Annotated in this window: 20 protein-coding genes and 1 other annotated feature; of the genes, 14 read left to right on the top strand and 6 right to left on the bottom strand. The window is 43.5% G+C overall.

What is annotated here, in order from left to right:
• Positions 1–359 precede the first annotated feature (359 nt).
• Entirely contained in the window at positions 360–1,724 is a 1,365-nt protein-coding gene (locus ACRQQK_RS16595) for an amidohydrolase family protein (protein ID WP_457513204.1), read from the bottom strand.
• A gap of 537 nt (positions 1,725–2,261) precedes the next feature.
• Here ACRQQK_RS16595 and ACRQQK_RS16590 point away from each other — a divergent pair.
• The 5 genes from ACRQQK_RS16590 (at position 2,262) to ACRQQK_RS16570 (ending at position 6,604) form a co-directional block, all read left to right on the top strand.
• Entirely contained in the window at positions 2,262–3,263 is a 1,002-nt protein-coding gene (locus ACRQQK_RS16590) for an ABC transporter substrate-binding protein (RefSeq protein WP_457513202.1), read from the top strand.
• On the top strand, positions 3,263–4,105 hold the full coding sequence (locus ACRQQK_RS16585; protein ID WP_457513200.1) for an ABC transporter ATP-binding protein: 843 nt from the start codon (positions 3,263–3,265) through the stop codon (positions 4,103–4,105). The genes ACRQQK_RS16590 and ACRQQK_RS16585 overlap by 1 nt, the downstream gene beginning before the upstream one ends.
• A 39-nt stretch (positions 4,106–4,144) precedes the next feature.
• Complete coding sequence (locus ACRQQK_RS16580; RefSeq protein WP_457513198.1) at positions 4,145–4,927, top strand: ABC transporter permease; 783 nt, start codon at positions 4,145–4,147, stop codon at positions 4,925–4,927.
• 14 nt (positions 4,928–4,941) lie between these two features.
• Positions 4,942–5,418 carry a nucleoside deaminase gene (locus ACRQQK_RS16575; RefSeq protein ID WP_457513196.1) on the top strand — a complete coding sequence of 159 codons (477 nt, stop codon included), beginning with the start codon at positions 4,942–4,944 and terminating at the stop codon, positions 5,416–5,418.
• Between the two features lie 199 nt (positions 5,419–5,617).
• Entirely contained in the window at positions 5,618–6,604 is a 987-nt protein-coding gene (locus ACRQQK_RS16570) for an isopenicillin N synthase family dioxygenase (protein WP_457513194.1), read from the top strand.
• Between the two features lie 107 nt (positions 6,605–6,711).
• Here ACRQQK_RS16570 and clpB read toward each other — a convergent pair whose 3' ends face one another.
• The 3 genes from clpB to rluD all read right to left on the bottom strand — a co-directional run bounded on the left by clpB (position 6,712) and on the right by rluD (position 11,114).
• Positions 6,712–9,285 carry an ATP-dependent chaperone ClpB gene (clpB, locus tag ACRQQK_RS16565; RefSeq protein WP_457513192.1) on the bottom strand — a complete coding sequence of 858 codons (2,574 nt, stop codon included), beginning with the start codon at positions 9,283–9,285 and terminating at the stop codon, positions 6,712–6,714.
• Positions 9,286–9,392: 107 nt separating this feature from the next.
• The gene (gene pgeF, locus ACRQQK_RS16560; RefSeq protein WP_457513190.1) at positions 9,393–10,124 is read right to left on the bottom strand and encodes a peptidoglycan editing factor PgeF; all 732 of its coding nucleotides are present in this window, start codon (positions 10,122–10,124) and stop codon (positions 9,393–9,395) included.
• Positions 10,125–10,139: 15 nt separating this feature from the next.
• Positions 10,140–11,114 carry a 23S rRNA pseudouridine(1911/1915/1917) synthase RluD gene (gene rluD, locus ACRQQK_RS16555; protein WP_457513188.1) on the bottom strand — a complete coding sequence of 325 codons (975 nt, stop codon included), beginning with the start codon at positions 11,112–11,114 and terminating at the stop codon, positions 10,140–10,142.
• A gap of 203 nt (positions 11,115–11,317) precedes the next feature.
• Here rluD and ACRQQK_RS16550 point away from each other — a divergent pair, with 203 nt between their 5' ends.
• The 7 genes from ACRQQK_RS16550 (at position 11,318) to yjjX (ending at position 19,740) form a co-directional block, all read left to right on the top strand.
• Positions 11,318–12,046 carry an outer membrane protein assembly factor BamD gene (locus ACRQQK_RS16550; RefSeq protein WP_457513186.1) on the top strand — a complete coding sequence of 243 codons (729 nt, stop codon included), beginning with the start codon at positions 11,318–11,320 and terminating at the stop codon, positions 12,044–12,046.
• A 140-nt stretch (positions 12,047–12,186) separates the two neighbouring features.
• Positions 12,187–13,623 (top strand): transglycosylase SLT domain-containing protein, encoded by a 1,437-nt coding sequence (locus ACRQQK_RS16545; RefSeq protein WP_457513184.1) that lies wholly within the window; start codon positions 12,187–12,189, stop codon positions 13,621–13,623.
• 322 nt (positions 13,624–13,945) lie between these two features.
• Positions 13,946–14,272 (top strand): ribosome hibernation-promoting factor, HPF/YfiA family, encoded by a 327-nt coding sequence (hpf, locus tag ACRQQK_RS16540; protein WP_042484225.1) that lies wholly within the window; start codon positions 13,946–13,948, stop codon positions 14,270–14,272.
• Between the two features lie 105 nt (positions 14,273–14,377).
• Positions 14,378–14,498: a sequence feature (Phe leader region), on the top strand.
• 14 nt (positions 14,499–14,512) lie between these two features.
• Positions 14,513–15,688 (top strand): prephenate dehydratase, encoded by a 1,176-nt coding sequence (pheA, locus tag ACRQQK_RS16535; RefSeq protein WP_457513181.1) that lies wholly within the window; start codon positions 14,513–14,515, stop codon positions 15,686–15,688.
• A 201-nt stretch (positions 15,689–15,889) separates the two neighbouring features.
• Positions 15,890–16,909 (top strand): polyamine ABC transporter substrate-binding protein, encoded by a 1,020-nt coding sequence (locus ACRQQK_RS16530; protein WP_457513218.1) that lies wholly within the window; start codon positions 15,890–15,892, stop codon positions 16,907–16,909.
• The gene (locus ACRQQK_RS16525) at positions 16,893–19,238 is read left to right on the top strand and encodes a putative bifunctional diguanylate cyclase/phosphodiesterase (protein ID WP_457513179.1); all 2,346 of its coding nucleotides are present in this window, start codon (positions 16,893–16,895) and stop codon (positions 19,236–19,238) included. Before ACRQQK_RS16530 ends, ACRQQK_RS16525 begins: the two co-directional genes overlap by 17 nt.
• Complete coding sequence (yjjX, locus tag ACRQQK_RS16520) at positions 19,210–19,740, top strand: inosine/xanthosine triphosphatase (protein ID WP_457513177.1); 531 nt, start codon at positions 19,210–19,212, stop codon at positions 19,738–19,740. The genes ACRQQK_RS16525 and yjjX overlap by 29 nt, the downstream gene beginning before the upstream one ends.
• Before the next feature lie 92 nt (positions 19,741–19,832).
• On the opposite strand, the gene trpR is transcribed toward yjjX, so the two are convergent.
• Together trpR and ACRQQK_RS16510 are read right to left on the bottom strand one after the other, a co-directional pair.
• Positions 19,833–20,126 (bottom strand): trp operon repressor, encoded by a 294-nt coding sequence (gene trpR, locus ACRQQK_RS16515; protein ID WP_457513175.1) that lies wholly within the window; start codon positions 20,124–20,126, stop codon positions 19,833–19,835.
• Positions 20,127–20,181: 55 nt separating this feature from the next.
• Entirely contained in the window at positions 20,182–22,125 is a 1,944-nt protein-coding gene (locus ACRQQK_RS16510) for a transglycosylase SLT domain-containing protein (protein ID WP_457513173.1), read from the bottom strand.
• 263 nt (positions 22,126–22,388) lie between these two features.
• Between ACRQQK_RS16510 and ettA the strand changes: the two genes are divergently transcribed.
• A complete protein-coding gene (gene ettA, locus ACRQQK_RS16505) occupies positions 22,389–24,056 on the top strand; it encodes an energy-dependent translational throttle protein EttA (RefSeq protein WP_457513171.1) in 1,668 nt (555 codons plus the stop codon).
• Positions 24,057–24,165: 109 nt separating this feature from the next.
• Positions 24,166–24,540: a PilZ domain-containing protein gene (locus ACRQQK_RS16500; RefSeq protein WP_457513169.1), complete on the top strand. Its 375-nt coding sequence runs from the start codon at positions 24,166–24,168 to the stop codon at positions 24,538–24,540.
• The last annotated feature ends 50 nt before the right edge of the window (positions 24,541–24,590 follow it).

The raw sequence follows: 24,590 nt of genomic DNA, 5'->3' as shown, positions 1-24,590 counted from the left end.
TACAAGAGAGAAGACTTAACTTTGATTTTCATCAACGAGTGCCCACACAGATTGATAGGTTTAAATTGTTAAAGAGCTTTGTTTTGCGAGGCATTCCTCTCAAAACGGACGGTCATTTTAGCGAGTAAACATTCAGAGTCAACCACTTTTTTAGTTAATTTTCTTTAACTTAAGAAATTTAACTTTCCGTCATATTTTCCAACATTCTTTTATTCAGAATTGCTGGTCAACGGAGGCGCATTATAGGGAGGAAAAATGAGTTGGCAAGGAGAAATCAGCCTAAAAACCAAGTTTTCAGACTGATTGATTAAGAAAGAAACAAATCGTGTTTTATCTAAGCGAATTTGCCATAAAACAGCTTATAGAGACTCTAACTTTTGCACTCGTTGATTCAAGTTGGCGATAGAGTGATGTACTTCTTCAACTAAATTGAGGTATTTCGCTTCGTCGCTATGACGGTATGCAATCTTACCGTTGACGAAACTCGCTTTAATATAAGAAGGCTCTCCGGCCATTATCGGAGACATTGATAAATCGTGACAGCCAGACAAGCGCGGCTGGTTAATATCGTATAAGACAATATCAGCGGCATACCCAACATCTATGGTTCCCACACCTTCTAAGCCCAGAATATCTGCCCCGCCTTTACTTGCCCAAGTAAGCACTTGTTCTAAGGTTGTGGCTTTAGGGCCATTTTGCGCTCGATGAATCAACCAAGTCAGGTTTAGTTCTTGAAGCATAGAACCGGATTCAGCCGATGCAGAGCCATCAACGCCAATCGATATCGGCATCCCAGCTTTTTCCATCGCTATAACAGGAGCAACCCCACTACCTAATCGACAATTAGATGTAGGGCAATGAGCAATGCCTGTCTTCGTTTCTGCAAGTAGCTTTATATCTTGCTCAGTCGCTTTGACTAGATGTGCAAACCAAACATCGTCACCAAGCCAATCACAGCTTTGTGCAAACTCAACGATGCCTTTACCATATTTAGCTAATGATTGCTCGTTATCAAAATCCACTTCTAGCATGTGTGAATGCATACGTAACTTTTGGCTTCTCGCGTATTCAGACAATAGACGAAGATCACTTGGAGTCGAAGAGTGAGCAATCGTTGTTGGGGCAACCACCAGCTTACGCATGGCAAATTCGCCTTCTTGGTGATAACGACTACGGGTAGATTCCAAGCGGTTTATCATCAACTCAACGGATTCAGGCTCAACGCCTGCTTTCGCTAATCCTTTATGTGTTCCTTTAACTGTCGCACCACCGCGACATAAAACCAGTCGAATTCCCATTTCATCTGCTGCTTGCCAAACCGCCTCTTCTAATTCCATCGATGAATTGGCGTGATAGAGATAATGGTGATCCGCACAAGTTGTTGCGCCAGACCGTAGCAACTCATAGAAACCAAGTTTCGCGGCTGAATACATGATCTCTGGCGTGATTTGAGGCCAGTAGCGGTAAGGAACATTTGCAAGCCAGTCGCCCAGCCCATCATTAATACCTGTAGGTATCCCTTTCAAGATTGACTGAGCAATATGATGATGAGTATTCACAAAACCCGGATAGATAACACAATCACTGGCATCAATAATTTCTTCACCCTGCTCTGGCAACAAGCTCTGCCCTAGCTCGGCGATGATACCGTTATGAATTCGTATATCTTTACAGTCTTGTTTAGGAGAAAAGACACTGCTGGCATTTTTAATTAAGTAGTTCATCAAAACTTCCTTTTATACAAGCCTCGTGTGTTACATAGGCTTATTCGTTTTTGAGCAATGTCCCAGAGCTCGCTTACTCCTAACCGCTTCTACTCATTTAACATATACAAAACATTATCTGTTCTGAGCATTCAATCTTAATGTATACAATGCAAATTGCAGACCACCACTCTCACCTTAGTCGTTACATTTCCAGCTCAGAAAATATGCACCAAGATTGAGCCTTGCGACACTGGAATGCATTACAAAGGTGCAATTGCATACAATATTTATCCAATATCTTATTTGTATTGTATACAACCCTATCTGACGATATTTCCTCTGTAACGCCCATCCGTTAACGGTTAGTTAACGTACCGTTAATTAACTCCCATTTGTTTTTCAATTTTTGGCACAACGATTGCTCTGTGAACAATGGAAGTGTGAGTAGAAGCGGTTAGATACCAATGACGGTATCGGGACATTGCTCATAGTTAGCTAAAGGATGCAGTCAACACTTGCTGCACTTTAGAGTGAAAAGGAAGACACGGAGTAACTATGAAAACTATTTCTAAATTCAACAAACTAAGCCTTTCGCTATCTTTGCTACTTACATCAGCAAGTAGCTTTGCTGCAGACAAAGTCACATTTCAGCTTGACTGGCTTCCAGGCGGGGATAAGGCACCTGTCTATGTTGGCGTTCAACAAGGATTTTTCGCCGAACAAGACTTAGATGTAACCATTCTGGGAGGTAAAGGCTCTACTGATGCGATTACAAAGATTGCAACAGGTACGGCTGATATCGGTTCCGCAGATATTGTTGCTCTGTTAGTAGCGAAAGCGAATGACAACGTCCCAGTTAAAGCCATCTACTCTCTATTTAGCAAAGCACCTTACGCATTCTACGTACTGGATGATTCAGGTATAAATTCAGTGAAAGATGTCTCAGGCAAAACCATCGCGACTTCTCCATTTACTTCAGCGAACGTTTTCCTTCCCCTGATGCTAAAGAAAAACGGCATTAAAGAAGAGAGTGTCAAAGTGTTAAAAGCAGATCCGGGCGCACTTAACCCAATGCTGATCACTGGTCAATCTGACGTGATGATTTCTTGGATGACAGACCGTGTTAAAAATGAACAACAAGCAGCAGAAGCAGGGAAAAAGCTGACGGTATTGCCATGGTATGACGCAGGTCTAGAGTTCTACTCTTCTTCTATTATTGCCAGCGACAAGTTTATGTCTGAAAACCCAGATGTGGTGAAACGCTTTGTGAAAGCTTATGCAAAAGCGGTCGAATACACCTGGGCTCATCCTGAAGAAAGTGGCGCGTACGTTACGAAAATGGTTCCTGAAGTGGACTCAAAACAAGCGGCTGACACCATTAAGTCGATTCATGGTCTCGTCATGAATGAAGTGTCTCAACGTGACGGCGTTGGTCAGTTCACGCCATCTCGTCTAAGCGATACATGGAAATGGACAGCAGAGGCTCAAGGTCTAGATCTCAGCAAACTTGACCCAGAAACAGCGGTTGATCGTCAGTTTTACGAGGGAGTGAACTAATGCAACCATTTGTTTCGTTCAAGCGTATAGGTCATACCTATAACTCTGACAAACATTCGGTTACGGTTCTCAACGATGTCGACTTCAATGTTGAAAAACATGAGTTCGTCGCCATCGTTGGACCTTCAGGTTGCGGCAAGTCTACCTTGCTGCGCCTACTGTCAGGGTTGATCATTCCAACACAGGGTGAAATTTCCGTCTTCGGACATCCAGTAACAGGACCGCGTGAAGACATCGGTATTGTGTTCCAAAAACCAACACTACTGCCATGGAAAAACATCCTCGATAACATTCTGTTTCCGCTTAAACATAAGTTCAACTATGTCAGCCAGAAAGACCGTCAAAATGCACAAGAGTTATTGAATACTGTGGGTTTAGCTGGTTTTGAAAACAGCATGCCAGACCAACTTTCCGGTGGGATGCAGCAGCGTGTTGGTATTGCGCGAGCGTTATTACTGAATCCAGACATTTTGATCATGGACGAACCATTCTCTGCACTCGATGCGTTAACACGTGAAGAAATGGGCTTTGAACTGCAAAAAATCTGGATGGAAAAACCAAAGACGGTGCTGTTTATCACTCACTCCATTTCTGAAGCGGTATTGCTCGCTGATAAAGTGCTGGTCATGGGACCTCGCCCAAGTACCGTGCTGGAAGAGATCAAGATCGATCTGCCTCGACCACGTAATATCCATACGTTGCAAGACGCTAAATTTGGTACTTACACCAACAAAATTCGCGAGTATTTCTATCGTTCAGAAAAGAGCAACGTAGCAAGCAGTGAAGGAACAGATAGTCAGGATAAAGACAACGTTGAGCCGATTCGTCGCACCGTGGCTTAATTGGCTTAAACGAATTTGTCTCTTGTTAAAGGATTAACTATGAAACGCTATTTTTCTCAATGGTCACAAAACTGGCTGCCACTAATTGCAATATTAGCGATCATTCCTATTTGGGAAGCCATCTGTAAAATATTCTCAATACCAACGTTTATCTTGCCAGCGCCTAGCGATATCGCTATCGCTTTCACTCAGGTATCAATGGAACGTTGGCTCGATAACTTATGGGCAACTCTGCGCATTGCGTTGCTTGGCTTTGTCATCTCGTTTTTGATTAGCATCCCTCTCGCTATCATGATGGTGAATTCTAAGTTCCTTACCCGTGCGTTGTTTCCAATTCTGGTTGTGATTCAATCCACACCAGTGGTTGCCATCGCGCCACTACTGATTGTGATTTTGGGAACAGGCGATGCGCCTCGTCTGACGATTACTTGCTTAATTACTTTCTTCCCATTAGTGGTTTCAGCCACTACAGGTATGTTGGCTACGCCGCCTGAGCTGATTGAACTGTCACGTTCACTGAGCGTAAAAAACAGCAAAACCATCTGGCAGATTCGCCTGCCTTACTCTATTCCACATATTTTCAGCGGCGTGAAAGTTGCCATCACTTTAGCGGTCATCGGCTCGGTTATTGCTGAATTCGTCGCGGCTGAAAAAGGTCTAGGTTACTTGGTTCAGTTCTCAACCTCATATTTCAAAATCCCACAAGCTTTTGCAGCACTGGTGTTTCTATCTCTAGTCAGTATGTTGCTGTTCAAAGCTGTAAGCTGGGTGCAAAAAGGTTACTTCTCTTGGAGCCTGACTGAAGAAGAAAAGCAGCGATAACACAAGGAAAGATAATGCTTAATCAAGAAACGGATTTTAAGTTGTTGCGCTACAGCTTCTCTTTGGCAGAGGAAGCAAAAACGAGGGGCATTCACCCATTTTCAGCAGTACTGGTCGATGAACACGGTGAAATTTTACTGGAAGAGATCAACGGTTACTTACCCGATTTAGATATGACGGGTCATGCTGAGCGAGTGATCATGACCCGAGCCAGCAAACTGTACCGCCCAGATTATCTTAACCGTTGCACTCTATACGTATCGGCAGAGCCATGCGCGATGTGCGCGGGTGCTATTTATTGGGCAGGCGTAGGACGTGTTGTCTACGGTCTGAGCGAAGCCAAACTCAAAGAGTTAACCGGAAATCATCCTGAGAACCCAACTTTGGCACTTCCATGCCGAGTGGTTTTTGAATCAGGTCAGCGCGAAGTGGAAGTTATCGGTCCGCTACTTGAAGAAGAAGCAGAACAAGTCCAGCACGGAGTTTGGTAGAAATTTCATTTTATATTTGCTCAATCTATTTAACGCCACAGCTAGGCGACAAGTGAATGAACACAGTCAACAACGCTGCGGCGCTAAAAGGAAGAGTAGAAAGACGGAGTAGAAGCGGTCTGTAATACCAAGACTAAGGTTCTTGGCTTATTGCTGGACATTGCTCCAATAACAAGCGAATGCTTAATTGGAGAAAACAATGACTCAATCATATCTTTTAGACGAGCTTAACTTTGAAACAACCATCGGTGGCAAAGGGCTAGAAACCACAGACACGGTGATCCCTCTAATCAACCTACATGATTTTGATCAGCGTCGTGAAGAGATCACCGAACAGCTCTGGAAAGCCGCAACAGAAGTTGGCTTTTTCCAACTGGTTGATCACGGTATCGCTTTAGCCGATATCGAAAAGTCCTTTAAGTTAAGCGAACAATTCTTTGCCCTTCCTATGGAAGCAAAACATCAGTTTCCTTTAAAAGAAGGGTTAAATGCCGGTTGGGAGTTCAAACAACAAGTTCGCCCGTCAACGGGCACGGCGGATCAAAAAGAGTCTTACCAAATCACATTGCCTCACATGAGTGATCTTTGGCCCAGCAATGATCTTGTTGAAGATTTTGAATCGCACCTGCTTTCATTTGAATATCAAGCTTGGCAACTGGGGATGAAAATTCTTTCGTGCTTCGCGGATAAATTGGGCTTTGAGCGCGACTTTTTCACTAAAGCGCATCAAAGAGAGTCTGAAAATTACCTTAGCACCTTGCGTATGCTTCACTACTTGCCAATGAAAGAAGTGCCTCAAAACGGAACATTCTGGCGCGCAGGTGCTCATACTGACTTTGACTGTTTGACCATGGTATTTCAGCAAGAAAACCAAGGTGGACTTCAAGCCGCAGCAGGTAAAGACGCAAAAGAGAATCTAGTGTGGAGTACCATCGTACCTAAAGCCGGTGTGATTACGTGTAACATTGGTGACATGTTAATGCGTTGGAGTGATGATTTGCTGAAATCGACGCTGCACCGCGTCCGTATGCCAACTGCGGAAGAGAATCAAGATTCCCGCTACAGCATGGCGTTCTTCTGCCAAGCAAACCGTGACCAAATCATTCAAGGTCCCCAAAAAGTTTACGAACCAATCACAGCGCAAGACTATTTGAAAATGCGCATTAACGCCAACTTTGCTAAATGATCCTAACCTAGCATTTGAATCGATAGACGAGCTTTATAAATTCAATATATGGGAATACAAAAAAAGCCATGCACTCGCATGGCTTTTTCTATTACTGCTGAAGACAACTATTGGCTGGCGATAATATTGCCATCGCGAACCCCAAGCTGAATAGCCTTGCCCGGTACAAATTTTCCAGACAGAATCGATTTCGCCAACGGGTTTTCCACATTTTGTTGGATAGCACGTTTCAACGGACGAGCACCATACACAGGGTCAAAACCAACTTGAGCAATCAACTCCAACGCATCTTCACTCACGATCAAATCGTAGTCTTTTTCAGCCAAGCGTTTATGTAAACGCTCCAACTGAATAGAAGCGATAGACTTGATATGTTCTCTGCCAAGCGGATGGAACACTACCGATTCATCAACACGGTTTAAGAACTCGGGACGGAAATGTTTGGTAACGGTTTCCATCACTCGCTCTTTGATACCTTGGTAATCCAGCTTCGCGAAGTTCTCTTGAATGCTCGAAGAGCCTAAGTTTGACGTCATGATCACCACAGTATTGCGGAAATCAACCGTACGACCTTGACCATCAGTTAAACGACCATCATCAAGCACTTGCAACAAGATGTTGAACACATCTGGATGCGCCTTTTCCACTTCGTCCAACAAGATAACCGAGTAAGGTTTGCGGCGAACCGCTTCGGTTAAATAACCGCCCTCTTCATAACCTACATAACCCGGAGGCGCACCGACCAATCGAGCCACAGAGTGTTTCTCCATAAACTCAGACATATCGATACGAACCATGGCATCTTCACTATCAAACATGAAGTGAGCCAACGTTTTACAAAGCTCCGTTTTACCGACACCAGTTGGACCTAAGAATAGGAACGAGCCAATCGGTTTATTCGGGTCAGATAAACCAGCGCGGCTACGACGAATCGCATTCGCAACAACTTCAACAGCTTCAACCTGCCCGATAACGCGTTTATGCAATACATCTTCCATGCGAAGCAGCTTCTCTTTTTCTGCCTCAAGCATTTTAGACACAGGAATACCGGTTTGTTTGGACAGCACTTCTGCAATCTCATTGTCTGTGACTTTATTGCGTAACAAAGTCATCTCTTGCATTTCAGCTTGAGCCGCGAGATCGAGCTGTTTTTCCAACTCAGGAATTCGACCATATTGAAGTTCAGACATACGGCTTAAATCACCGGCACGTCTCGCAACTTCCAAATCCATACGCGCTTGGTCAAGTTCCGTTTTTATGTGCTGAGTTCCTGACAATGCTGCTTTTTCTGTTTTCCAGACTTCTTCCAGCTCGGCGTACTCACGCTCTTTAAGACCCAACTCCTCGTTAAGAATACTCAAGCGTTTTTCACTGGCTTCATCGGTCTCATTTGACAGCGCTTGCTGTTCAATTTTCAACTGAATAATACGACGTTCCAGTTTATCCAAAGCCTCTGGTTTAGAGTCGATTTGGATACGAATGCTAGATGCCGCTTCGTCAATCAAGTCGATTGCTTTGTCTGGTAACTGACGATCGGATACATAACGATGAGACAGTGTCGCCGCCGAAACAATCGCAGGGTCAGTGATCTCTACATGGTGGTGAAGTTCATAGCGCTCTTTCAAACCACGTAAAATTGCGATGGTATCTTCAACACTTGGCTCATCCACCAGCACTTTTTGGAAACGGCGCTCAAGAGCCGGATCTTTTTCAATGTACTGACGATATTCATCAAGCGTCGTCGCACCAACACAGTGGAGCTCACCACGAGCCAATGCAGGTTTGAGCATGTTTCCGGCATCCATTGAGCCTTCGCCTTTACCTGCACCCACCATAGTATGAAGCTCATCAATGAACAGAATGATGTTGCCTTCTTCTTTGGCTAGCTCATTCAACACCGATTTCAATCGCTCTTCGAACTCTCCACGATATTTAGCACCAGCAACCAGTGCGCCCATATCGAGAGAGAGAACGCGTCGTCCACGCAAACCTTCTGGGACTTCGTTATTGATAATACGTTGTGCTAAACCTTCAACAATTGCCGTTTTACCCACACCCGGTTCACCAATGATCACTGGGTTGTTTTTGGTACGACGTTGTAACACTTGAATGGTTCGGCGGATCTCATCGTCACGACCAATCACAGGGTCAAGTTTGCCCTGCTCTGCTCGTTCAGTCAGATCAATTGTGAATTTTTCCAGAGCCTGACGTAGCTCCTCCGCATTTGGGTCATTCACTTTCTGACCACCACGGATCTTTTCAATCGCATCTGATACTTTTTTCTCGGTTAAGCCAAACTCTTTCAGGAGCTGACCTAGCGGGCCACGATCTTCAATCGCCGCTAGAAGATAAATCTCAGAAGATATATAAGAGTCTTGGCGTTTTTGAGCGACTTTGTCACACAAGTTGAACAAGGTGCCTAAACCGCTAGAAAGCTGTACATCACCACCGATCCCGCTCACTTTCGGCAAACGATCTAACGTTTCACCCAATTTTGAGCGAAGCTGCATGACATCGACGTCAAGCATAGTCAGCAATGGACGAATTGGACTGCCATTTTGATCAAGCAGCGCAACCATCAGGTGCACGGGTTCGATGTACTGATGATCTCGCCCTAATGCGAGAGACTGCGCATCGGAAATCGCTATTTGGAATTTGCTGGTAAATCTGTCGAGACGCATAACAACCTTCCTAACCTCAACTGAGAAGAACTAATCTTATTACGTTAGGAAAGATGGTTACAGACACACCAATTTTCAAGGTGAGAGTGGAATCTTTTTAGAGAATCCTAATTTTCATTGATCCAGATAAAGGTTGCTTGCCTTCCTGTCACACCATCGCGGCGATAGGAATAAAAACGCTGAGGATCTTGGTAAGTGCATAACCCGCTATCAAAAACTTGATCAATACCGAGTTTAGCCATGCGTAAACGAGTAAGCATTGCCATATTCGCCCACCATTTACCTTGCTGCTTGCCGGGAACAAATGCGGCATTTGCTTTTGAGTCGTAGTCTAAAAATGCCTGTAAAACATCTTCTCCCACTTCAAACGCTTGCGGACCAATAGCTGGACCAAGCCATAACATCACATCATTAGAAAAATGCGTTAGCGCATTTTCAACAATACCACCGGCTAAACCACGCCATCCGGCATGAACAGCAGCCACTTGAGTTCCCTGAGTATTGGTGATCAAAACAGGCAAACAATCCGCGGTCATTGCACAACAAACAATATTAGGTGACGAAGTAATCACACCGTCTGCATCAAGGACATCATTGGTTGATTGAGAAACTTCCAACACCGCTGTTGAGTGGGTTTGATTTAACCACACAGGGACTGTCGGCATTTCGGTTTGCTGTTGCAACAGATCTCTGTTGCGCTGCACAAGAATGGGATCATCCCCAACATGCATGCCTAAATTAAGCCCTTCATAAGGCGATTTCGAACTACCGCCAATACGTGTAGAAGCAAAAGCTTTGACTTGTTTAGGTGCATTCCAGTTAGGAGTGATCCAATTCATCTTAAAACCTATTGATTAATACTCTTCCATTGGATTCTGCTGCGTATCAGCACGTAATGCTTCGGTCATGGTAACCATATCTTCTGGCACAGGTGCATGAAATTCCATTTCTTCCCCGGTCGCTGGGTGCTTGAATTTCAACATAACCGCGTGTAGCGCTTGGCGATCAAAGTTACGGATCATATCCGTTAACTCTTGAGACGCACCTTTTGGAATACGTGCACGACCGCCGTATGCAGTATCACCCAACAGAGGATGCTGCAAATAGGACATATGAACACGGATCTGGTGTGTACGACCCGTTTCAAGACGCAGGCGAATACGTGTATGTTCACGGAAATGTTCCGCTACACGATAGTGGGTAACCGCAGGTTTACCCATTGGTGACACAGCCATCAAAGTACGTTTAGTAGAGTGGCGGCCAATTGGCTTGTCGATCATGCCACCAGCCGTCATTTTACCGATCGCGATAGCTTCGTATTCACGGGTAATATTACGTTTTTGCAGTTCACGTACTAATCGTGTTTGTACAGGAACGTTCTTCGCTACCACCATCAAACCTGTCGTGTCTTTATCCAGACGGTGCACAATACCTGCTCGTGGTACTTCTGCAATTGGCGGATAGTGGAACAACAATGCATTCAGCACAGTGCCGTCAGGCGTACCTGCACCAGGGTGAACAACAAAGTCACGAGGTTTGTTGATAACGATAATATCGTCATCTTCATAAACGATATCCAATGGGATGTCTTGTGCTTCCCAACGAACTTCATCTTCTAGTTCAGCTTGCACAGTGATCTCTTCGCCGCCCATCACTTTCGTGCGCGGTTTAGTGACAACTTGTCCATCTACTGTTATTTTGCCGTCAAGTAACCACTCTTTCAGACGTGAACGAGAAAAATCGGCGAACAATTCAGCCACTGCTTGATCTAAACGTTGACCAAGCTGGCTATCTTTTACTGTTTGAGTTAATTCAATCTGCTGAGCCATATCGAACTTTTTTAAAAACCGTGAGACTAATACTCACTAGTATGGATAAAATAATGTCCGCCATTGTATCTGTTACGAAAGAGAAAGTAACCAAACGATTTGAGGAGCCCTGTTGTTCAAGCTAAAACAAGAAACTATTTTTCTGGCTTAAAACAGCTGCTCCAGCTTTAAGATGCTTTATTTTCAAGGAACCCACTCCTGACATGAAATACCAAACTTTATCAGGCTTGCTTGCATTATCACTGTTATTCGGTTGTTCAAGTAAAGATAACATCGTCCCTGACGTGCCACCTTCAGAGCTCTACACTGAAGCTCAATCATCATTACAAAGTGGTAACTGGCTAACTGCCATAGAAAAACTGGAAGCTTTGGATTCACGTTATCCATTTGGTGCTTACTCTGAACAGGTTCAACTTGACCTGATTTACGCCTATTACAAAAATGACGATCTTGCTCTTGGTTTAGCAACCATTGAACGCTTTAGTCGTCTTAACCCAACTCATGAAAAAATGGACTGGGTGCTGTACATGCGTGGCTTAACGCATATGGCTCAAGATCGTAACTTTATGCACGATTTGTTTAATATTGATCGTAGTGACCGAGATCCAGAGCCAGTAAAAGCGGCTTTTGCTGATTTTAAAAAGTTGCTGCAACGCTACCCAGACAGCCCATATGCTGAAGATTCGCAACACAGAATGTTTGCGCTTAAAAATCGCTTGGCTGAATACGATCTAGCGACCGCAGATTTTTACTTACGCAGAGAAGCGTGGATCGCCGCAATTAAGCGTTGTCAGGAACTGCAAAAAACTTACCCAGATACCGAAGCAGCGAGAAAATCACTCACGATCCAGCTTGCCGCCTATAAAGAACTAGGATTAGAAGATTCTATTGCCCGTACTGAAAAGCTCATTCAGCTAAACCCTGAAAACTAATCAGTCAATCTTCAAATAACGTCTCTCAATGAGCCACTGTTTTTACAGTGGCTTTTTTATTTCTATTTGCTGATTTCTCCTTTTGTTCATAAGCTTATGTTTATTCAAGCCGATAGAAATTAATGCAAAGGAGCCGCATTTTGCGTTGGTTACACCGAGGTCTTTTAAGCCTGTTTGTTTTGCTTATCAGTCTCCCTGCGAACAGCATTGAACTATCACCACTAAGTGATAATCCTTATCAAGGTGACTGGCCGATTCTTAAAGATAAAGGTGTCATCCGTGTTGTCGTGTCTGCCGACTTAGGATTTTATTATGTAGAATCAGGTCGTCCGAAAGGTATCGGGGCAGAACTCTTATATCACTTTGAAAAAAGCCTCAAAAAACAAGCTCCTTATGTACACATTCAAATCATTCCGGTTCTCAGAGATGATCTTATCCCTTCTGTCCAATCCGGTTTAGCGGACTTAGCAGTCGCAAACCTGACGATTACTCCTACTCGTCTAAAAGAGATAGATTTCAGCAATCCTCTGACAAAAGAGATCCAAGAGCTGATTGTCACTAACAAAAATTATCCTGACATCACCAATTTAACCCAACTGACCGGCAAAGAAATTTGGGTCAGAGCAAGTTCCAGTTATATGGAGAGCTTAGGAAAAATAAACAATTCGTTGATTTTGAAAAGCTTGAAGCCAATAAAAATTCATTTCGTTGAAGAAGCACTACAAGACTACGAACTATTGGAAATGGTCAATTCCGGACATATCCCAGCGACGGTACTCGATAGCCACAAAGCGGAAATGTGGCTACATGTTATGGAAGACATAAAAGTGCATACCGAATTGCCGTTAAGAGAAAATGGCCAAATTGCATGGGCCATGCGCAAAAACTCCCCAGAGCTGAAAAAAATCGTAAATGGTTATTTGAGAACAGCCAAATCAGGTACCTTGTTGGGCAATGTCATATACAGCAAATACATCGACGATACCCGCTGGCTAACCAAAGCTCTCAATCCAGAAAAACTTAAACGTCTCGATGAATTGACGAAAATATTTACTCAATACTCCAATCAATATGAGTTCGAATACTTGATGATGGCAGCGCAAGGGTTTCAAGAATCCGGTTTTGACCAGAGAAAAGTTTCACACAAAGGTGCAGTTGGCATAATGCAGGTTATGCCAAGCACAGCGAGAGATCCGAACGTCAATATTAAGCACATCGATAAAGTCGAAAACAACATCCACGCGGGTGTGAAATATATGCGTTTCATAAAAGATCGATACTTTTCCGATCCTGAAATAAGTAAAGATGACCAAGTTTATTTCGCACTGGCGGCATACAACGCAGGGCCAGCAAACATCAATCGAATGCGGCGACTAGCCAAAAAACACGGGTTTAATCCAAATGTATGGTTTAAAAATGTGGAAGTGATTACACGAAGAAACATCAGCTCAGAGCCTGTTACTTATGTGGCAAACATCAGTCGCTATTACGTGGTTTACAAACAGCTACAACAGCTCAAGCAAGCAAAAAAGGAAAGTTTAACCGCTACTCTGAACGCTATTGAAGGAGTTGATTAACAGGCAAACAACAAAAAGTGATTGGTGAAGTGACTCCAATCGCAAATTAGTGTTGTTCAGGAAATAATCAGAGGTGTTTAAAAGGCCGAATTAGCTCCCTAAAAATGGATGTATTTTCAGTAAGCTACCTCTCTAAATGTAGTCATAAACAACAAAATCACAAGCTTTTTTTACCCTCATCAAGACAACACTTTGCGGGAGATCACGTTTAAAAGCGATCAGAAATACCCCACAAAAAAAAGTGATCTACATCACTATTTTTTATTTAAGAATGGGTAATCTGGAGTTAACCCATGAGGGATGACACAGAGGAAAAAGCATTATGAAAATGAATATCACTGGTAAAAACATCGACATTACCTCTGCAATCCGTGACCACATTGAGAGTAAATTAAAAAAACTAGAGAAATGGCAAGTAGACATCACAGGTTGCCAATGTAGCTTTAGTGAAGAACCAAACAAACAGATGAAGTTTGAAGCAACAGTAACGGTACCAAAAGGACAACTCGTTGCTTCCGCTGTTCACGAAGATTTGTACGCGGCCGTCAACGAAGTTGAACAGAAACTGGAACGCCAATTGAACAAACTTCGTCATAAACCAGAAGCAAGAAGATCTGACAAACCAGAATTGGAAGAAGAAACTGAATAATATACAGCTTTAGAATTAGCGCCTTCGGGCGCTATTTTTTTGCTTGACGCTCTATGCCGCCTTGCTTATTGTGGGACTACCTTAACGACTTAATCGAAAAATAATGACAAATACTCAACTGTTCTTTTTTGACTTCTTTTTTCTCCAATAAGCTTTGGAGGCTAAGTCGTTTAAGAAAGAAAAGTCAAAAACGAACAGAAAGCCTCCCAATGGGAGGTTTTTTTATAAGGATAATTTTCAATGACAGACAGACAGTACTCTCTCGACGAGATTCGTTTAAGACTCAACGAGCTTGATGACCAATTATTAAGCCTGCTATCGGAAAGACGTAAACTCAGTATTGAAGTAGCAAAAAGCAAAGTAGAAACCTCAAAGCCCGTTCGTGATGCCGTTCGCGAACAACAGTTACTGGTTAAACTGATCAACTCTGGTAAAGATAAATACCAGCTTGATGCACAATTCATTACCAAGCTTTTCCACACCATCATTGAAGACTCAGTATTGCTCCAACAAGCTTACTTACAGAACTTAGCTAACCCACAAAGCCGAAAACCGCTGGCACGAGTCGCTTTCCTCGGTTCAAAAGGCTCATACTCGCATCTTGCCACTCGCGAATATTTCAGCCGCAAAAATACAGAGCTTGTTGAACTCAACTGCGATCAATTCAAAGAAGTCACTAAAACGGTAGAATCAGGACATGCCGACTACGGTGTACTACCTATTGAAAACACCAGTTCAGGCTCTATCAACGAAGTTTATGACCTGCTGCAACACACCACCTTATACATTGTTGGTGAAATCACTCAGCCTATTGAGCATTGTTTGGTTGCAACAAAAGACATTCGCTTAGAAGATCTGAAAGTGCTTTATTCGCACCCTCAGCCACATCAGCAATGCAGTGAATTCCTAAGTCGCCTTAAAGGTGTGCAACTAAAAACATGCGCAAGTACGGCTGACGCAATGAAAAAAGTACAGGAGTTAAACCGAGAAGATGTTGCCGCGATTGGCAACGCATCGAGCGGTAAACTCTATGGTCTTCAAACCATTCAAAGCAATATTGCGAACCAAACAGAAAACCACACTCGCTTTATCGTGGTTGCTCGTAAGCCTGTGGAAGTCTCGACACAAATCCCAGCCAAAACAACCTTGATTATGTCGACTTCCCAAGAAGCGGGGTCACTGGTCGCAACACTGCTCATCCTTCAACGTTTTGGCATCAATATGACCAAATTAGAGTCTCGTCCGATCATGGGCAATCCTTGGGAAGAGATGTTCTACGTGGATTTGGAAGCACATCTGGATTCGGAAAATATGCAGCAGGCACTCGCGGAACTAACCAAGTTAACCAAGCACCTGAAAGTTCTTGGTTGTTATCCAAGTGAGAACGTTAAGCCAACTCAAGTACGGTTAAGTTAACCGTACTTAAACCAAACTATCGCGCCTAGTTTGACCGAAGTTGCATATTAGAACCTTATGATACATAAATAGTTATACAATTTGGTTCAGATGAATTAGTGTTCTGTTGAGTGTTTTAAAAGTGAACACAGGAAAACACAATTCCTTAAAGTCATATAAGGCGCATTATTTGTGGTGAAGATAGGACGACTCATCTCCCTTATGCTCGGCGCTACTGGCCTCAGTAGCCAAGTCATTGCTTCAGAGCTCAACATTTACCTTTGGGAGGATACTATATCCCCAAGGGTCGTTGAGGCATGGAACAAAAATCACGACACTCAACTCAACTTCTATCATTTTGATAATGACGATGAACGTAGCCTCTTCATGCTGAGTAGCGATCAAATCCCATTTGATGTGGTGATTCTAGATAATGTTTCAGCACAGCTTTTCTCTCAGCAAGATAAATTTGAAAACCTCTCTTCATTCGACGCCAACCAAAATAACGCCCCAATGTGGCAACAAGCTTGTGGTTCTCATAGCATGCCTTATTTTTGGGGATACGTTGGAATTGCTTATCGAAAAAGCAAAGTGTCTCAACCACCGACCCAATGGCGTGAACTGGTCGATATTGATGAGAAAATGAAAGGTCATATAGGTTTATTGGAAGACAGTGTAGAAACGTTACTTCCGGCACTTTACAGCCTCAACCTATCACCATTATCAGCATCCGTTGAAGACCTAAAGAAAGCGTATGAAAAGTTGGAAGCTGCCACACCAGATATTCTGACTTATGAATATTCTCTCAGCTATGTTCGCAGCCATAGCAATAATAATGATTTATACATGGCAGTAAGCTATAGCGGAGATCAGTTCTCCCTCAATCGTTATTTCGACAATAATGATTGGGACTTTGTTCTTCCTGAAGGCAAACCGTATATTTGGGTGGACTGCTTAGCGGTGAACAGCTCATCCAGTAATAAACAGCAAGCCAAGTTGTTTCTAAAGTTTTTGATGCAGCCTGAAATTGCGGCAATGAATGCCCAAGACATCAAAGCTGCAACCCCGAACGTTAAAGCTCTGCATTTAATGCCAGACAGCTACATCAACAATAAAGCCATTTTACTAACTGATGATTTGTTAGCACAAAGCATCATTGACAGTCAGCTTTCTTCATCCAATTTGAGTCAGCGGGCGAAAATCATCAACAGCCTGATCAAACAACATGAAGCTAAACCATAGAATTCTTTTACTGATCGCTCCGGTGATCATCCTCAGCTCTGCCGTGTCAGGTTATCTCATTTACGATAGCCAGAAAGACGCACTCATTAAACGCATGGATAGTTATCTGCAGCTTGATATGGAAAAACTCGCTAGCCATTTTCGGCAAACCAAATCTCTCGTTAGCAGTTACACCTTCACGCTCGCTAACAGCGACATCATCCGGCACTATTTTGATCACAGTAATAATCCATATCGAGAGTTGGAACTGGCAGAGAATATTGAAAAAACATTCAACGTCATGAAGTCCAATGAAAGAGATTCCGTGTCACTTTCCATCTTAGATGGCGACAATAACATCCTATATTTTGCAGATAATAGTGACGATCCGTTCAGTAAAATCGACCAGACAGTATTCAAGTTTGTAAAAAGGCGCTTCAATCAAACCTTAAAAACCTCAGACATCAGTTATACCGAAAACTCAAGCGGAGACGGAGTGCTAGTCCGTTATGATGTCTTAGACACCCGCACCCTAGGAACGCCATTAAGTTACAACCGAGACCGAATCTTTTTTATTGTCGTTTACGTTGTCCTCGATGAGTTTAACGCACTACGTAATAAACTGGAGTTTGATAACCAGAGTCCGATTTTCTTTAGTAAAAGGCCTCAACTATTCTCAGAGGGCTTAACCCAAACGGTCGAACTTCAACCAGGCATGTACGCTACACTTTCACCTGCGCCAATGTTGATGCGAAATAAGCTCAATGATATTAGACAAAACCTAGTAGCCGCTTTTGGTGGTTCTGCATTGTTTAGTTTAGTTTTGTTATTACTTTTGCTTTACCGACATGTCATCAAACCAATTTCACGCTTGGATAAACAGCTTCAGGAAGTAGAGAGCAAACAAAGAACTAATATAGAAAAGCTCACTTCCAAAGACGAAATTGGGCGTCTGTCGTCGCGTTTTTACGATATGTATAAAGAGCTTAACAACTCTTATCAAGAAACAAAGACCTTAGCTGAATTTGACCATTTAACCAAGTTGAGCAACCGCTATCAGTTCCAAACTCAAGCACAGACGACGCTAAGAGAATCACCAACAAAAAGTCACATTCAAGTACTCTATATCGATTTAGACAACTTCAAATACGTCAACGATAAGTATGGTCACCAAGTCGGCGATTCCTTGCTGATCAGTTTTGCTAGCCATGTACGTGCACTTTCTGAAGAATTTAACCTCAATCAACATGTCTACAGCCTTGCTGCACGCTTGTCTGGGGATGAATTCGCTATTCTGATTTGCGCGCCAAGCCGTTTATCTGATTTTGCAGTTGAGTTTTCTAATCGTCTGTTACTGCCGATTCAAGAGCATCACAATTCTCCTTTAGGGCGATTTCCTATCACCGCGAGTATCGGTATTGCCACTTACCCAGAGGATGGTATCGATATAGAAAGCCTGCTGATCAATGCCGATACTGCTATGTATCAAGCTAAGAGTGCGGGCAAAAACCAAATTGCCCATTACTCCAAGCAACTTGATCAACAAGTCCAGCGCAGAAATGCTATTGAACGCGCATTGCGTCTGGAGAACTTTGATCAAGAATTTTCGCTGGTTTACCAACCTTATTACTCATGCAGCAATATGGAAATCGCAGGATTCGAAGTGCTGCTAAGATGGGATTCTGAACAGCTCGGCGAAGTCTCCCCCACCGAATTTATCCCAATTGCAGAGCAAACAGGGCTATTTGGAATAATTGACCGATGGGTGATCACTCATGCTTTTAAAGAGTTTTCATCACTGTCAGCGACGTTTGACTACCCAATCCATATATCAATCAACCTCTCTTCTGCGGAGCTAAACTCGGTTGATTTAGCGGATTACATTCGCGAGCAGGCGAGCAAATACAAAGTTCGCCCTCACTGGATAGATTTTGAAATAACCGAAACTTTCGCTGCAGATTCTAAAGCTATACCACTTCTGTATGATTTGGTTGAACAAGGCTATAGCCTGACCATTGATGACTTTGGTTCTGGTTACACTTCGATTGTTCAGTTGGTTCAGTATCCGATTAAGCGTATTAAGTTCGATCAAGGCTTTCTGGAAACCATCATCGATAAAGGTAAGCAGTCTGTGCTTGAGCCTCTAATCCAACTCTGTCATTCTCAGATGATGAAAGTAACGGCTGAGGGTATTGAAAGCCGAGAAATGCAACAGTGGTTAACACGTTATAACTGTGACTACATGCAAGGCTTCTTTTTAGCTCCCCCGATGTCATTACGTGAGATCCAATACTGGAACAATGACAACACAGAAGTAAGTTATGAAGAATGTAATTATCGCTTCTCTTAATCCGGCAAAAATTAACGCCGTAAAGAGCGCATTTGAATCCGCATTTCCCAATCAAACTTTCAACTTCCAAGGTATTAGTGTGCCTAGCGAAGTGGCGGATCAACCTATGACCAACGAAGAAACCAAAGCGGGCGCATTAAACCGTGTTCGTAACGCCAAACAAGCATTACCAGACGGTGATTTCTATGTTGGCTTGGAAGCTGGTATTGAAGGCAACGTTACGTTTGCCTGGATGATTATTGAATCTGAAACTCATCGTGGCGAGTCTCGCTCTGCGAGCTTAATGCTTCCGCCACAAGTGCTGACCAAACTGGAGCAAGCAAATGAACTGGGGGATGTGATGGATGAAGTGTTCGCCACTGACAATATTAAGCAAAAAGGCGGAGCAATCGGTCTACTCACTCAGCATCAGCTCACTCGCAGCTCTGTCTACCATCAAGCATTAATTTTGGCACTGATCCCATTTACTAACCCAGAACACTTTCCAGCGAACTTGGTTTAATGCTCTCGGCAAATACACGTATGTTTGTACAAATTAGAAGAAAGCCAATCACTAGATTGGCTTTCTTCTCTGTGAAGCTCTGTGATGAACAGTTATTTGAGGATCAACTTACTTAACGTCTCTTTTTCTTGCTCTGAACGAGACTTGAGTTCATTCGAACCTCGGGTGATGGTTGCGATACCAACACCTAGCATCTGACTCACTTGACGCTGTGACATGTCACCTTTGAGCAGTTCACAGAATATATTTACTCGGGCAACGAGCGCTTCTCTTTCATCCGGCGTCATTAACATGGTCAATAACATTTCATGTTGGTCGTTATCTGCTGCTTGTTTAACTAAATCAATCAATTGAGACCAATCACTGTATTCAGGTTGTTGAGACATAACTGTACTCGTTAAGTGATACACCCTCGTTATTCTAGTGATACCCCGAATATAATCAATATTTTGTCTTCAACTCATTGTCATTGAGAAAATCGCCCTGCAGCCCCATTAAGTCTCGATAGTAGGTTTCAAACATCAAAATGTTTTGTACATAACCTCGAGTCTCACGAAATGGAATCGCCTCAATAAAAGCATAAGCATCCAACTTGCCCTGAGTTTGCTCCCGCCATCGGTTCACTCGCTGTGGTCCTGCGTTATAGGCAGCAAAAGCAAAGATCCGGTTGTTGTCATATTGCTCGAGCAAACCGTTGAGATAGTGACTGCCGATCTCAATATTCTTGCCAACTTCATACAAATCGTCCGCCCCACTGTATGTGAGTTGGTATTTCTTAGCCGTGTACTTTGCAGTCGCAGGCATGATCTGCATAATTCCACGAGCACCAACAGGCGAACGAGCCTCAGAGTCCATTGCACTCTCTTGGCGAGCTAACGACATCAACATGATCGGGTCTATGCCATGCTTGTTGCCATAAAAATTAAACCACCATTGGTGAGCGACAGGGAAACGAAGCTGCAAGTTATCCCACAAGCTGGCCGATATCGAAGCGGTAACTGTCAAATGATGCCAATTCTGCCGCGAGGCATAAGCTGCCAACATCTCTTTTTCGCTTTGATTAACTTTATCAAGCAGCCAGTTCCACTCACTTTTTGCTGCAGCAATTTTGTCCCGCTCAATCAGCTCTTGAATGCGAACTAAGCTTTTTTGATAAGGCTTAACCTGGTTGAAATCGAACTCGACCGCACTTTTCGGGTAGCGAATTGATTGTTTTACAATCTTCGCTGCTGCAACACTGTAAAAATTGCGCTGTCCGACCAATGCAAACAAGCGCTGCATCCCTTGTTCAGTATGACCATTTTCTATTTCGCTTCGACCTAACCAATACTGCCAACGCTGAGATTTTAACTCTTCTTCAGGTAAGCGGTTTATCCAGAACAATACTTGTGTCCAATCCGCCTTGCGCAGTGCTAAACGGATTCGAGATTCTGTGAGAGTTACGTTACCGCCCATCGCGATCACTTTGTCTCTCCAGCGAATCAGCTTTTCATCCTCAGCGTCCATCAGACGTAAAGCAATGAACTGCTCAATTTGCGCTTTCTGCTGAGATGTCCACGCAGGTCTTTTGGTCACTTTGTCGACTAAAGCCTGTGCTTTCTCAGTGTCAGCACGAGCAAGTTTCTCCAGCGCTAACTGAGCTTGCTCAACCGACAACGGGTCACTGTATTTTTGTGCAAAACTGACCACGTTTTCTGGCTTATCATACAGAGCCAGCATTGCTTTGCCTTTTTCCTTATACTGACTGCTGCTGAGCTTTTTCGATAGGTAAACCAATAAACCTCGATTTCTTCCGTCAAACGCTAACAACATGCGCTTGAAAACCAGCTCATCGGTTAATCCGCCAGACTTGTCCCAAGCTTTGAATAATGGATCACAGGCATCTGAAATACTTGCGCCACTCATCCAGAGCTTTTTCGCTCCGCCAAACGCTTTTTCACGCTTACCCACTTGCAAATGTGCGTTGTAATAGTGGCACAGATAGGTTTCACCATTCGGCTCTGAAGTCTGAAATTTCAGTAACGTACTCCACTTATTTTGTTCAGCTAAAGCATCAAGATAAGGCGCGCTAATTCGGCCAGAGAATGGAAAATCTTTATGCCCATCAATAAAAACTCTCACGGTGATAGGTGGCTTATCACCAATATCGATGAGAAACGCTCGATAATCTAAATACGGCGTCAACGGGTAATTCGCGAGTTTTGGTCTCGCCTTTTCAAACTGAGGGACATTCTTATCATCCAACCACTCCTGAGCTTGATCATACAAATCACGCTGAGCATTAAGGTCGATAGAGTCGGAAAACGCTGTGCCGCTAAACAATGAACTGAATGCAATCATTGACAACAAAATACGAGACGGCTTTGAGGAATGCAGGGGCGCCATGAACTCTAATCCTTTACTGAGTGCTACTTACCAACCATTACGCTAATTCTAGTGGTAAATGTAAAGAGGGTGGATGTAAAGTTGATGTGAATAATGTGACAAAAACACTAATTGGCCAATATATACATTCACACACTGAATAATTAGCACTCTATTACCTGAGACATCGAATAACAAAGGTCAACAGCCCCTAGTAACAAATGAGATAACTTTGGTATAGAATAGCGACTTTATTCTGAACGATAGATTAGGAACAATCGGCAATGGCTGAATACGTATATAGCATGTCGCGGGTAAGCAAAATCGTCCCGCCTAAGCGTCAAATTCTAAAAGACATCTCTCTAAGTTTCTTCCCAGGTGCCAAAATTGGTGTTTTAGGTCTAAACGGTGCGGGTAAATCTACCCTACTACGTATCATGGCCGGTATCGATAAAGACATTGATGGCGAAGCACGTCCACAACCAGGCCTAAAAGTGGGGTACCTGCCTCAGGAGCCTGTTCTTGACGAATCAAAAACGGTACGTGAAGTAGTTGAAGAAGCAGTAGCCGATGTCGCTGGTGCTTTAACTCGTCTAGACGAAGTTTACGCCGCTTACGCGGAAGAAGATGCAGACTTCGACGCACTTGCGAAAGAGCAAGGTGAGCTGGAAGCACTGATTCAAGCTAAAGATGGTCACAATCTGGAGAACGCTTTAGAGCGTGCTGCAAACGCACTTCGTCTACCGGACTGGAATGCAAAAATTGCTGTACTTTCTGGTGGTGAACGTCGCCGTGTTGCTATTTGTCGTCTGCTTCTTGAAAAACCAGACATGCTGCTACTTGACGAACCAACCAACCACTTAGACGCAGAGTCAGTAGCTTGGTTAGAGCGCTTCCTTGTGGATTACACAGGGACAGTAGTGGCTATCACGCACGACCGTTACTTCCTAGATAACGCAGCGGGCTGGATTCTGGAACTTGACCGTGGTGAAGGTATTCCATGGCAAGGTAACTACACCTCTTGGCTAGAGCAAAAAGATGAGCGTCTAAAGCAAGAATCTTCTCAAGAGAGTGCTCGTCAGAAAACTATCGAGAAAGAACTGGAATGGGTACGTAAGAACCCTAAAGGTCGTCAGGCGAAATCTAAAGCTCGTATGGCACGCTTTGAAGAGCTACAAAGTGGCGAACACCAGAAGCGTAACGAAACTAACGAACTGTTCATCCCGCCAGGTGAGCGTTTAGGTGATAAAGTTCTTGAAGTTCGCAACCTGACGAAATCTTTTGATGATCGCGTACTGATCGATAACCTATCTTTCAGCATGCCGAAAGGTGCTATCGTCGGCATTATCGGTGCCAACGGTGCGGGTAAATCTACCCTATTCAAGATGTTAAGCGGTGTTGAGAAGCCAGATTCAGGTGAAATTGAATTGGGTACTACGGTTAAACTGGCGTCTGTTGATCAGTTCCGTGACAGCATGAACGACAAAAACACTGTGTTCCAAGAGATTTCTGAGGGTGCTGACATCATTAAGATCAACAACTTCGAAATTCCTGCACGTGCTTACTGTTCTCGCTTTAACTTCAAAGGCGTGGATCAACAGAAAGTGATTGGTGAGTTGTCTGGTGGTGAGCGTAACCGTGTTCACCTAGCTAAACTGCTAAAAGCAGGCGGTAACGTACTGCTACTCGACGAACCAACCAACGACCTAGACGTTGAAACGCTACGTGCTCTTGAAGAAGCGCTACTAGAGTTCCCAGGTTGTGCAATGGTTATCTCGCACGACCGTTGGTTCCTAGACCGTATTGCAACGCATATTCTGGATTACCGTGATGAGGGCCAAGTGAACTTCTACGAAGGTAACTACACCGAATACATGGATTGGTTGAAGCAAACGCTTGGCGCACAAGCTGCAGAACCACACCGTATTAAATACAAACGTATTTCTAAGTAACCGCTAAATGATTCAAGGCCGCTTTTATAGCGGCCTTTTTAATCTATGTATCTGTTTAATAGCCTAACCTTTGCTATGCTTTTGAATATGCTTAACGAGAGATACATTTATGATTGAACGCCGACGTTTTTCACGCATCATTTATCAAGCACCTGCTACGCTCACTCAAGGCGATTATCAGTTGGTCACTTGCATTCAAGATTTATCATTAAAAGGGCTTTTGCTGTGGGCGGTTGATGAACCAGAACTGGATAAAAACAACATTATAGACGTCACTTTCACACTCCCCGATAGCGATATCACCATCAATCTCTCCGCAACACTTATCATGCAAAATGAACGTATATTGCATCTCAAAATCGACCATATCGATATAGAAAGCATTGGCCACTTGCGCCGTCTGGTTGAACTCAATGTCGGCAATGATGAACTACTGCATCGCGAGCTGGAACACTTAGTGGATTTAGCTGACTACGCTGAGTAGCAAGAGTTTAAGTTTCATTAACACCAACAAAAAAGCGCTAACCAACAGGC

This window comes from Vibrio sp. C8 (assembly GCF_054051265.1).
The sequence above is the reverse complement of the archived record's forward strand: the minus strand, read 5'-3'. Positions and strand labels throughout refer to the sequence as shown.

Excerpts from the sequence above, each read along its gene's own strand:
- ACRQQK_RS16595 (WP_457513204.1), bottom strand. The coding sequence starts at position 1,724 with ATGAACTACTTAATTAAAAATGCCAGCAGTGTCTTTTCTCCTAAACAA.
- ACRQQK_RS16590 (WP_457513202.1), top strand. The coding sequence starts at position 2,262 with ATGAAAACTATTTCTAAATTCAACAAACTAAGCCTTTCGCTATCTTTG.
- ACRQQK_RS16585 (WP_457513200.1), top strand. The coding sequence starts at position 3,263 with ATGCAACCATTTGTTTCGTTCAAGCGTATAGGTCATACCTATAACTCT.
- ACRQQK_RS16580 (WP_457513198.1), top strand. The coding sequence starts at position 4,145 with ATGAAACGCTATTTTTCTCAATGGTCACAAAACTGGCTGCCACTAATT.
- ACRQQK_RS16575 (WP_457513196.1), top strand. The coding sequence starts at position 4,942 with ATGCTTAATCAAGAAACGGATTTTAAGTTGTTGCGCTACAGCTTCTCT.
- ACRQQK_RS16570 (WP_457513194.1), top strand. The coding sequence starts at position 5,618 with ATGACTCAATCATATCTTTTAGACGAGCTTAACTTTGAAACAACCATC.
- clpB (WP_457513192.1), bottom strand. The coding sequence starts at position 9,285 with ATGCGTCTCGACAGATTTACCAGCAAATTCCAAATAGCGATTTCCGAT.
- pgeF (WP_457513190.1), bottom strand. The coding sequence starts at position 10,124 with ATGAATTGGATCACTCCTAACTGGAATGCACCTAAACAAGTCAAAGCT.
- rluD (WP_457513188.1), bottom strand. The coding sequence starts at position 11,114 with ATGGCTCAGCAGATTGAATTAACTCAAACAGTAAAAGATAGCCAGCTT.
- ACRQQK_RS16550 (WP_457513186.1), top strand. The coding sequence starts at position 11,318 with ATGAAATACCAAACTTTATCAGGCTTGCTTGCATTATCACTGTTATTC.
- hpf (WP_042484225.1), top strand. The coding sequence starts at position 13,946 with ATGAAAATGAATATCACTGGTAAAAACATCGACATTACCTCTGCAATC.
- pheA (WP_457513181.1), top strand. The coding sequence starts at position 14,513 with ATGACAGACAGACAGTACTCTCTCGACGAGATTCGTTTAAGACTCAAC.
- ACRQQK_RS16530 (WP_457513218.1), top strand. The coding sequence starts at position 15,890 with ATGCTCGGCGCTACTGGCCTCAGTAGCCAAGTCATTGCTTCAGAGCTC.
- ACRQQK_RS16525 (WP_457513179.1), top strand. The coding sequence starts at position 16,893 with ATGAAGCTAAACCATAGAATTCTTTTACTGATCGCTCCGGTGATCATC.
- yjjX (WP_457513177.1), top strand. The coding sequence starts at position 19,210 with ATGAAGAATGTAATTATCGCTTCTCTTAATCCGGCAAAAATTAACGCC.
- trpR (WP_457513175.1), bottom strand. The coding sequence starts at position 20,126 with ATGTCTCAACAACCTGAATACAGTGATTGGTCTCAATTGATTGATTTA.
- ACRQQK_RS16510 (WP_457513173.1), bottom strand. The coding sequence starts at position 22,125 with ATGGCGCCCCTGCATTCCTCAAAGCCGTCTCGTATTTTGTTGTCAATG.
- ettA (WP_457513171.1), top strand. The coding sequence starts at position 22,389 with ATGGCTGAATACGTATATAGCATGTCGCGGGTAAGCAAAATCGTCCCG.
- ACRQQK_RS16500 (WP_457513169.1), top strand. The coding sequence starts at position 24,166 with ATGATTGAACGCCGACGTTTTTCACGCATCATTTATCAAGCACCTGCT.